This is a genomic window from Streptomyces synnematoformans, assembly GCF_039531005.1.
Classification (GTDB): Bacteria; Actinomycetota; Actinomycetes; order Streptomycetales; family Streptomycetaceae; genus Streptomyces; species Streptomyces synnematoformans.
In genome coordinates this window covers 1-7,619 of sequence record NZ_BAAAPF010000328.1, presented here as the reverse complement: position 1 = coordinate 7,619, position 7,619 = coordinate 1, and the positions used below count along the sequence as shown (strand labels likewise).

Genomic DNA, 7,619 nt, shown 5'->3' with positions numbered 1-7,619 from the left:
CAGGCAGCCCTCACCCTCCACCTCACATGCTCAAACTGAGGTTGGAAAAAGCTCACTGTCCGTAACGGGGGCGGCGGTTCGCTGCGCGTCAGCCATGGCAGCGACAGGGGCGGGCCGGAGTTCATGACGCGCCGTGACCCCTGGGCGCCGTCCGGGCATGCGACGCCCTCTGAGCTTCGCTCGCGCGCTCTCACGGCCGTGGAGCGGTGGGACTGCGCTGACACCCTCAAGGACGCCGCTACGGGGCGCCTGGAGGCGCTACAGCGCGACGACGTGAAGGGTGTTGCGGAGCATGTGATCCGCTACTCCGATCCGCTGTACGTCGAGGCGTTCCGGGCGTTCGCACGCGACCCCGAGACCTTCGCCGGTGACCTTGAGCCTGAGCAGCGGCGCGTGTGGGCGTCCAATCGCGAGTATGCGCGCGCTGCGCTGGGCACGGCCGGTGCCGTTCTTCCCTCGCCCATGGATCCGGCTATCACGCTGACTAACGAGGGTGTCACCGACCCCATGCGGCAGCTCGCACGGGTACAGGTCACCAACTCGAAGTCCCACCGGTTCATCACCAGCGCGGGAAGTACGTTCTCGTATGACGCTGAGCTGGCGGAGGTGTCCGACGACACCTTTACCGAGTCGGAAATCACCATTGAGACCGAAAAGGCGCAGGGTTACATTGAGGCGTCGCTTGAGGTCTACGCGGACCAGCCGAATTTCGCCACCGAAGTTGCGCGGATCATCGCTGACGGCAAGGCCAGGCTCGACGCTGAAATGTTCGTCAAGGGCACCGGCGCCACTTCGCCGCAGGGTATCTTCACGGAGCTTGCCGGTACTGCGTCTGACATCGCCGCCGCAGGCGAGGCGCTTACGCCCGATGACATTTACGGTCTCATTGAGAGCCTGCCGCCCCGCTGGCGAGCTGCTGCGGCTTGGCAGCTTGAGTATTCCACGGTTGACGCTGTGCACCGCATGTGGAATCCGACCGGCACGGAGCCGCCGCTTCTTGAGGGCGGGCAGCTTCTTCGCCGGCCGTACCACGAGAACAGCGAATTCGACGCCTATTCGGCCGTAGATGACACTGCCGCAGGCACCAACCGGCTTATGGTGGTCGGGGACTGGTCACAGTTTGCCATCGTGGACCGGGCGGGCACGTCCGTTCATTACATCCCGCCGGGCGTTATCCGCGGTGCGAACGGTCGGCCTGATGGTCGCGTGGGTTGGTACTGCACGTGGCGCAGCGGTAGCGGCGTTCTCGTGCCGAACGCTTTCCGCATGCTGACACTGACCACGGCGGTATAGCAGAGGGTCACGGCGTGGTGGTGACAGGTTGTCACGCTGTTGGAATCAGCACTAACCACGCTGAGTGAACGGGTTTGCTGGCATGAATACACACGCGGCTTCACGCCAGCAAACCCGATCACGCCATTGCACCACGCTGTGCGCCACCGCTGGTCAGGAGCATGCGGCAGGTTGTAGACCGTGGTCTACAGCAGCGCGTTGACCTGCGCCTTTGGGGCTACCCGGGGGTGCCCCACCAATCGAGAAATTCGAGCGACGTGGACCCCCTCTTCACTTCTCCCCATCATCCCCCCGTGGCAATTTACTCGACCTAGATCATCTTTGCAGCAAATTCCGGTGAAGCCAACTTCGCTGCAAACCTCACTTTCCGTGACTGCCCGCTGATAACGGGCTGTAGTCGCCGGCGGTTAGCTACTGCCGGTTATGCCTCGCGCTCCGTAGCGGTCTATCTCCTCCCGTCTGCGTTGAGCGCGAGGCACTTTACCCGAGGAGATATCGTGAAGAACTTTCTTGCGTGGGCTGCGTTGCTCTCCGCGCTCGTTAGCACCGCTTCCGCTGAATGGTCGTTGGCGGTTGCCGCAGGCTTTCACCCCCTACTCGCGGTAGCCGTACCCGCATCGCTCGACGCATACGCCTTAGCTGCATTCCGCGCGGGGCGGGACCTACCCGGGGTAGTGGCTGCACTCCTACTCGTGAACTCCGTATCCCACCTCGTTGCATCCGGGCACCTATCCGTTGGCGTACCCGTGGTGATAGGCGTATCCGCTGTCGCCCCGGTCGTCCTACTCCGTGTGCATCTACTACAAGGCGCGATACAAAAAACGCCTCAGGAGCCTTCCGGTCATTCTCCGGTATCCGGCCCGGCCGAAGGCTCCGCAGCCCCGGAGAAGGCCATACAGCGGGTTCCTGACCCCATGCCTGCGGCGGCGGCGCCTTCTGTGACAACAATTGTTGACACCGCGTACGCAATTCCGGTGCATCCCACTGCATCCCGCGCTGATAGCGCAGACGAGTTGCTTGATAGGGCACGCCTACTCGACGCGGCCACGCGCGAACGGACGGGTAGGCCCGCGAGTATCGCCCTACTCCGGCGCGAGCTGCAAATAGGCCAGCCGCGCGCACAGGCTATCCGAGACCTACTCAGAGGAGACTAACCATGCTGCTTATCTACTCACCCGCTGATAGCGATGTAGAGCGCCACGATATCGACAAGCTGACTGCCGTAGAGGCCGGAGCCGTAGAAAGCGCTCTGGAGCTTCCGTGGGCCACCGTGGAGGACAACCTTCGGGAGAACGCCCCCATGGCTATGCTCGCCGTCCTGTGGGTTTTCCGCAAGCGGCAGGAGCCTACGCTTCGCTTCGCCGGTTTCGATGTCCCCGACTTCCGGGGCAGCCTGCGTGTGGCCTTCTCTGCTGACGAGGTTGTCGACCTGGTCATTGAGATGGACCAGTCAGTTCCCGAGGGGCACCCGGAGCGTGAGGCCGCTTTCCGCCATCTTCGCCGGCTGGCCGCTGATGAGTCCGACGTAGACACCGCGCTTGAGGGTGTTGGGGGAAAAGACACCTCGTCGTCTCCGGCGGCATAGAAACACAGCGCGAACAGTACATTTGGTTGTTCGCGAATCTGCTCAACGTATCCCCAGTGGAGTTCGACCAACTGAGCCTTTCCCGCTTTCAGTCTGGCGTTCGCTGGATTGACAAGCACCTCAAAGAGTTGCGGAAGGGCCAGTAATGGCAGACCAGCGGATGACCTTTACGCTCACAGGGCGTGACAGGCTGTCGCCTGCGCTTAGCTCTGCCGGGCGTAGTGCCGATCAGCTTAGCCGCGATTTGCGGGACGTCAGTGACAGCGGCGATGCTCTGGGCCGCAGCTCGCAGCGTAACGGCGCGTCTATCGGCGGATTCATGCGAATACTCGGCAGCGTTGCCGGGGCCGCCGCATCCGCCGGTACGTCGCTGGGCGGTGGCGCGGCCGGTGCGAAAGCCTTCGGCGCGGCTGTCGCCGTGACAGCCCTGCCTGCCCTTGGCGCCCTCGTGCCCATGCTGGCAGGTGCCGCCGTGGTTGCAGGCGCCGCCAAGCTGGCATTCAGCGGCGTAGGCGAAGCCGTGGCCCTAGCGGGCAAAGACAGCAAGGCTTACGCCGAAAAGCTCGACGCCATGAGCGGGCCACAGAGGAACTTCACAAAGGCGCTCGTTGGCGCCAAGAAGGAACTCAGCGGCGTTGGCGAGGAAGTGCGCCGAATAGCACTGCCCCCGCTCACGAAAGCGATAAGGGAATCCGGGCCGGCGCTTCGAGCTTTCCGGGGCGGCCTCAAGGATGGCGCCGGAGTTATCGGGGACTTCGGGCGTGAATTCGGGAAGGTGCTTAGCGACAAGAGTTTCGGCGATGTGCTGCGGCGAAACTTCCGCCTTGGCACCGACTTTTTTAGCGGCCTTGCCCGTCCGGTCGCCACCTTCACGCGCAGCCTTTTCGAGTTCGGCGCTGCGAGCAAGCCAACGCTCGACGCCTTTCAAGAGGGTATATCCGGCCTGCTGAGTAAGGGAATTCCCGGATTCTTCGACGGACTCAAATCCGGAATCAAGGGTTCGGCCGCGATGTTCCGCGGCTTGTTCTCCGCTGTCAATGACGTTCTTCCCGCCATAGGCGAACTCGTCGGGGCTATCGCCGAATCCCTAGGCCCTGCCCTTGGCAAGATCATGCGCACGGCGGGTAAAACCGGCGCTGGTGCTTTCCGGGGCCTTGCCGGTGCGGTCCGCTACATGCGCCCACTGTTCGAGGAGATGGCCGGCGCTGTGCGGATTGCGCATGTGGTTCTGCGCACCGCTGGCACGATCGCTAAGCAGGTCGGCGGCGTTTTGATTCGTAGCCTTTGGCCTAGCTTCGGCAAGGCGAAAGACGCAGTCGGCCCGCTGCAAACGCTCGCAAACTGGTTGGATCGTAACAAGGATGCGGTGGATGAGTTCGCGCTGCGTGCGAGCAATGCCATCATTGACTTCGTAGCTGCCGTGATCAGCAATATCCCCGGCATCATTGGTGCCATACGCGATATGTCGAACGCTGTGCTTACCGGGTTCGACGGCATCGTTTCCGGTGCGGCCAAATCCTTTGGCTGGGTGCCTGGCGTTGGCGATAAGCTCAAGGACGCGAACGAGTCCTTCGACCGCTTCAAGAACGGCTTTATCGGCGGCCTTGACGCCGCTGAGCAGAAGTCGCAGGAGTTCGCCGACCGGGTTATCCCACGGCTCGAAGGTAACAAGCTCCGGCTGAACAAGCAGGAGTGGGACCGGAAGCTACGCGACGCACAGCGGCGAGTCGATAACCTCAAGCAGAAGAAGAAGACTGCCGTTGGCGCTGACAAGCGCGAGCTTGACCGGAAGATACGCGATGCGCAGGCGCGCGTGAATGCCCTCAAGCAGACGCGCCCGCCGTCGCTTTCGGCTAACGCCAGTCCGCTGCACAATGCTGTTCGCGCTGCGCGGGCGGCGATTGACAGTATCCGAAGCAAGACGATCACGATTACGGCGATCGTTCGCCGCGCCGGTGATCTGGCGATGGGCCTGTTCCCCGGACGTGCGCATGGCGGCCTGGTGCCTGCCTACGCCGGCGGTGGCGCCATGCAGGCGTTTCCCTACGGCGGACAAGTCCGCGGGCCCGGTACGTCTACGTCTGACAGCATCCGGGGAATCTTCAGCCGTGGCGTGGCCGACGTGTCCAGCGGTGAGTACGTCATACAGGCGTCGGCTGTCCGCCGGTACGGGGTTGGCCTGATGGATGCCATCAACAACATGCAGTTTGCGCGCAGCGCCGCCGTGCCGCTTACCGCTGGGGCTGCTGCCGCCGCGCCCGCTCCCAGCGTGACGCACAGCCCGACGTACAACATCTATCCTCAGCGCGCGGACTTCACCACTCAGCAGCTAGAGGCTATGCAGCGCCGGTTGGACCTACAGCACCGCGTCCGCCGTCCGCGCTGAAAAGACTAGGCCCGGGAATCCACACGGATTCCCGGGCCTTTCCTGTCTCTACGGGCGTTCGCCGCGTGCTTCTGCGACGTGGATCATGTCCATCAGGCATTCGCGGAGCCTGTCCACCAGGAACGCCGCTTCCTCTCCGCTCTGGATCAACTCCGCGGCGCTCCCGCTCAGCTCGTGCACGGCACGTGCATTGCGGATTGCTTCCGCTTCCATCTCGTCCGCCGCGCGGTGCAGCAAGCCGTCAGGCGGCCCGCTGATGTAGGCCCTACGTCCGTCCTCCGGGAACGGCAGGCGGCGCTTCACCGTGCCACCGCCGCGAGAGCCACGATCCCGGCCAGTAGCGCGATGTACGCCAGCGTGAAGGCGATGCTCGCGACGGTCCCTCTGTGCTGTCTCGGTAGTCTGTGCATGTCGGCACGTCCTCTCGTGTCCGGCCACAGCCCCGGGGCGCCTTCACCGCGTCGCCGGGGCACTTCGCTGTCAAGAGTACGGCAGGCGCGCTAGGCATGCTATGTCTCGCGTGGAATGGCAGGCGCACCGATCATGCTTGCTATGGATTTCGAACCGGGTATCCCGCGATGGCGACAGGTGGCCGAAGTGCTGCGCGCCCGCATCGCTGATGGCACCTACCCGCCGGGATCCCGCGTACCGTCCGTGGTCGCGCTGACAGAAGAGTTTGGTGTCGCCCAGGCGACGGCACAGAAGGCGTTGCGGTCGCTGCGGGAGGACGGCTTGACGTTCACGGAACCGGGTATCGGCTCGACGGTGGCACGTCGCTGAGTGCATCGTAGCTGGTCAGCGCCACTTTCTGTGTGATGTAGGTTGCGTCATCTTGCCAGCGCGAACTGCAGGGTGTGGACGCCGCGATGGCGGCGGGCCTGGAACAGCGGCCGCCAGCAGGCCGGCGGCCGGCGGCCCGCCGCGGCGTCGTCCACCGCGGCGAGGAACCGGCCGGCGCGGGCCGCCGCCAGCCCGGCGGCCGCGGCGCGGTCGGCGAAGCCCCCGGCCGCCAGCCGCAGCCGCACCTCGTCGGTCACCGCCAGATAGACCGACGCGAAGACCGCCACCCCGTCGCGCGGGGGCAGCCCGCCGGCCAGCCCGCGCATCCGCTCGGCGGCGGCGTCGAGGGCGCCGGCGGCCCGCTCCTGCACTGACGTCATGGCCGCCACCCTGTCAGCCGCGGTGCGGCGCGGCCATCACCCGCCCGGGCGAGGCCCCGAGCGCCCCTCGTACGGGTGGTGCCCGGCGCCCGGCGCCCGGCCGCCCCCGCCGGGACCCGGCGGGGGTGAGGCAGCCCACAGCATCCGCCGGGTTGACCGGTCCCCGGGCGTGGCAGACTGAAGGCGTACCAGTGACGTACGCGCACTCCGGGGTCGGTGAAAGTCCGAACCGGCGGTGAAAGTCCGCGACCCGGCCGCTGCCAGCGGCCGGTTGACCAGGTGGAATTCCTGGACCGACGGTGAAAGTCCGGATGGGAGGCAGTGCGCGGCGGGATGCCACAGGTGCGCCGCCGACGGCGGCCCGTCCCTTGCGGGCGGTCCCCGCGCCCTCCGGCCGGCGCCCCGGTGACTGCGTTCCGTGACTGTCGTGAAGACAGGCCCCGGAGTCCGTGCCCGAGGAGGCAGGAGGACCCGGTGGCCACCGCAGCCGAAGCCCAGGCCATGCGCCGCGCCATCGCGCTGGCCGCCCGCGCGCTCGGCGACACCAGCCCCAACCCCGTCGTCGGCTGCGTGATCCTCGACGCCGCCGGGTTCCCCGCAGGCGAGGGCCACCACGCCTGCGCCGGCGGCCCGCACGCCGAGGTCGCCGCCCTCGCGGACGCGGGGGAGCGGGCCCGCGGCGGCACCGCCGTCGTCACCCTGGAACCCTGCAGCCACACCGGCCGCACCGGGCCCTGCGTGCGCGCCCTCGCCGAGGCCGGCGTCGCCCGCGTCGTGTACGCCGTCGCCGACCCCACCCCCTCCGCCGGCTGCCTGGCCGCCGCACTCGACGCCGCGGGCATCGAGGCCGAGGGCGGCCTGCTCGCCGACGAGGCCGCCGCCGGGAACGAGCCGTGGCTGACCTCCGTGCTCCGCGGCCGCCCCTACGTGCTGTGGAAGTACGCCGCCACCCTCGACGGCCGCAGCGCCGCCGCCGACGGCACCAGCCGCTGGATCACCTCGCCCGCCGCCCGCGCCGACGGCCACCGGCTGCGCGCCGACGCCGACGCCGTCGTCTTCGGCTCCGGCACCGTACGGGCCGACGACCCGCAGCTCGCCGTCCGCGGACCCCGCGCCGAGGCCGGCGTCACCCAGCCGCTGCGCGTGGTCGCCGACTCCGGGGGCACCGCCCTCGCCCCCGGCGCCCGGCTGCTCG

6 protein-coding genes, 1 pseudogene and 1 riboswitch are annotated in these 7,619 nt (G+C 66.8%); of the genes and pseudogenes, 5 read left to right on the top strand and 2 right to left on the bottom strand.

Annotated features, from left to right (window positions below; all coding sequences use genetic code 11):
* Window positions 1-198 precede the first annotated feature (198 nt).
* From ABD317_RS30815 to ABD317_RS30805, 3 genes are all read left to right on the top strand, one after another.
* Window positions 199-1,293 (top strand): phage major capsid protein, encoded by a 1,095-nt coding sequence (locus ABD317_RS30815; protein ID WP_344294156.1) that lies wholly within the window; start codon window positions 199-201, stop codon window positions 1,291-1,293.
* Between the two features lie 1,156 nt (window positions 1,294-2,449).
* Entirely contained in the window at window positions 2,450-2,878 is a 429-nt protein-coding gene (locus ABD317_RS30810; RefSeq protein ID WP_344294153.1) for a hypothetical protein, read from the top strand.
* 145 nt (window positions 2,879-3,023) lie between these two features.
* Complete coding sequence (locus ABD317_RS30805) at window positions 3,024-5,264, top strand: phage tail family protein (RefSeq protein ID WP_344294151.1); 2,241 nt, start codon at window positions 3,024-3,026, stop codon at window positions 5,262-5,264.
* 48 nt (window positions 5,265-5,312) lie between these two features.
* Here ABD317_RS30805 and ABD317_RS30800 read toward each other — a convergent pair whose 3' ends face one another.
* Window positions 5,313-5,567 carry a hypothetical protein gene (locus tag ABD317_RS30800; protein WP_344294149.1) on the bottom strand — a complete coding sequence of 85 codons (255 nt, stop codon included), beginning with the start codon at window positions 5,565-5,567 and terminating at the stop codon, window positions 5,313-5,315.
* A gap of 249 nt (window positions 5,568-5,816) precedes the next feature.
* Between ABD317_RS30800 and ABD317_RS30795 the strand changes: the two genes are divergently transcribed.
* Entirely contained in the window at window positions 5,817-6,044 is a 228-nt protein-coding gene (locus ABD317_RS30795) for a GntR family transcriptional regulator (protein ID WP_344294146.1), read from the top strand.
* Window positions 6,045-6,097: 53 nt separating this feature from the next.
* On the opposite strand, the pseudogene ABD317_RS30790 reads toward ABD317_RS30795, so the two are convergent.
* A pseudogene (locus ABD317_RS30790) lies at window positions 6,098-6,424 on the bottom strand (DUF5995 family protein); the annotation flags it as partial.
* Between the two features lie 198 nt (window positions 6,425-6,622).
* A riboswitch (FMN riboswitch) is annotated at window positions 6,623-6,753 on the top strand.
* Window positions 6,754-6,898: 145 nt separating this feature from the next.
* On the opposite strand from ABD317_RS30790, the gene ribD reads away from it, so the two are divergent.
* On the top strand, window positions 6,899-7,619 hold a 721-nt coding region (gene ribD / locus ABD317_RS30785), incomplete at its 3' end, for a bifunctional diaminohydroxyphosphoribosylaminopyrimidine deaminase/5-amino-6-(5-phosphoribosylamino)uracil reductase RibD (RefSeq protein WP_344294144.1).

Coding starts and splice junctions, on each gene's coding strand:
- ABD317_RS30810 (WP_344294153.1), top strand. CDS start 2,450: ATGCTGCTTATCTACTCACCCGCTGATAGCGATGTAGAGCGCCACGAT.
- ABD317_RS30805 (WP_344294151.1), top strand. CDS start 3,024: ATGGCAGACCAGCGGATGACCTTTACGCTCACAGGGCGTGACAGGCTG.
- ABD317_RS30795 (WP_344294146.1), top strand. CDS start 5,817: ATGGATTTCGAACCGGGTATCCCGCGATGGCGACAGGTGGCCGAAGTG.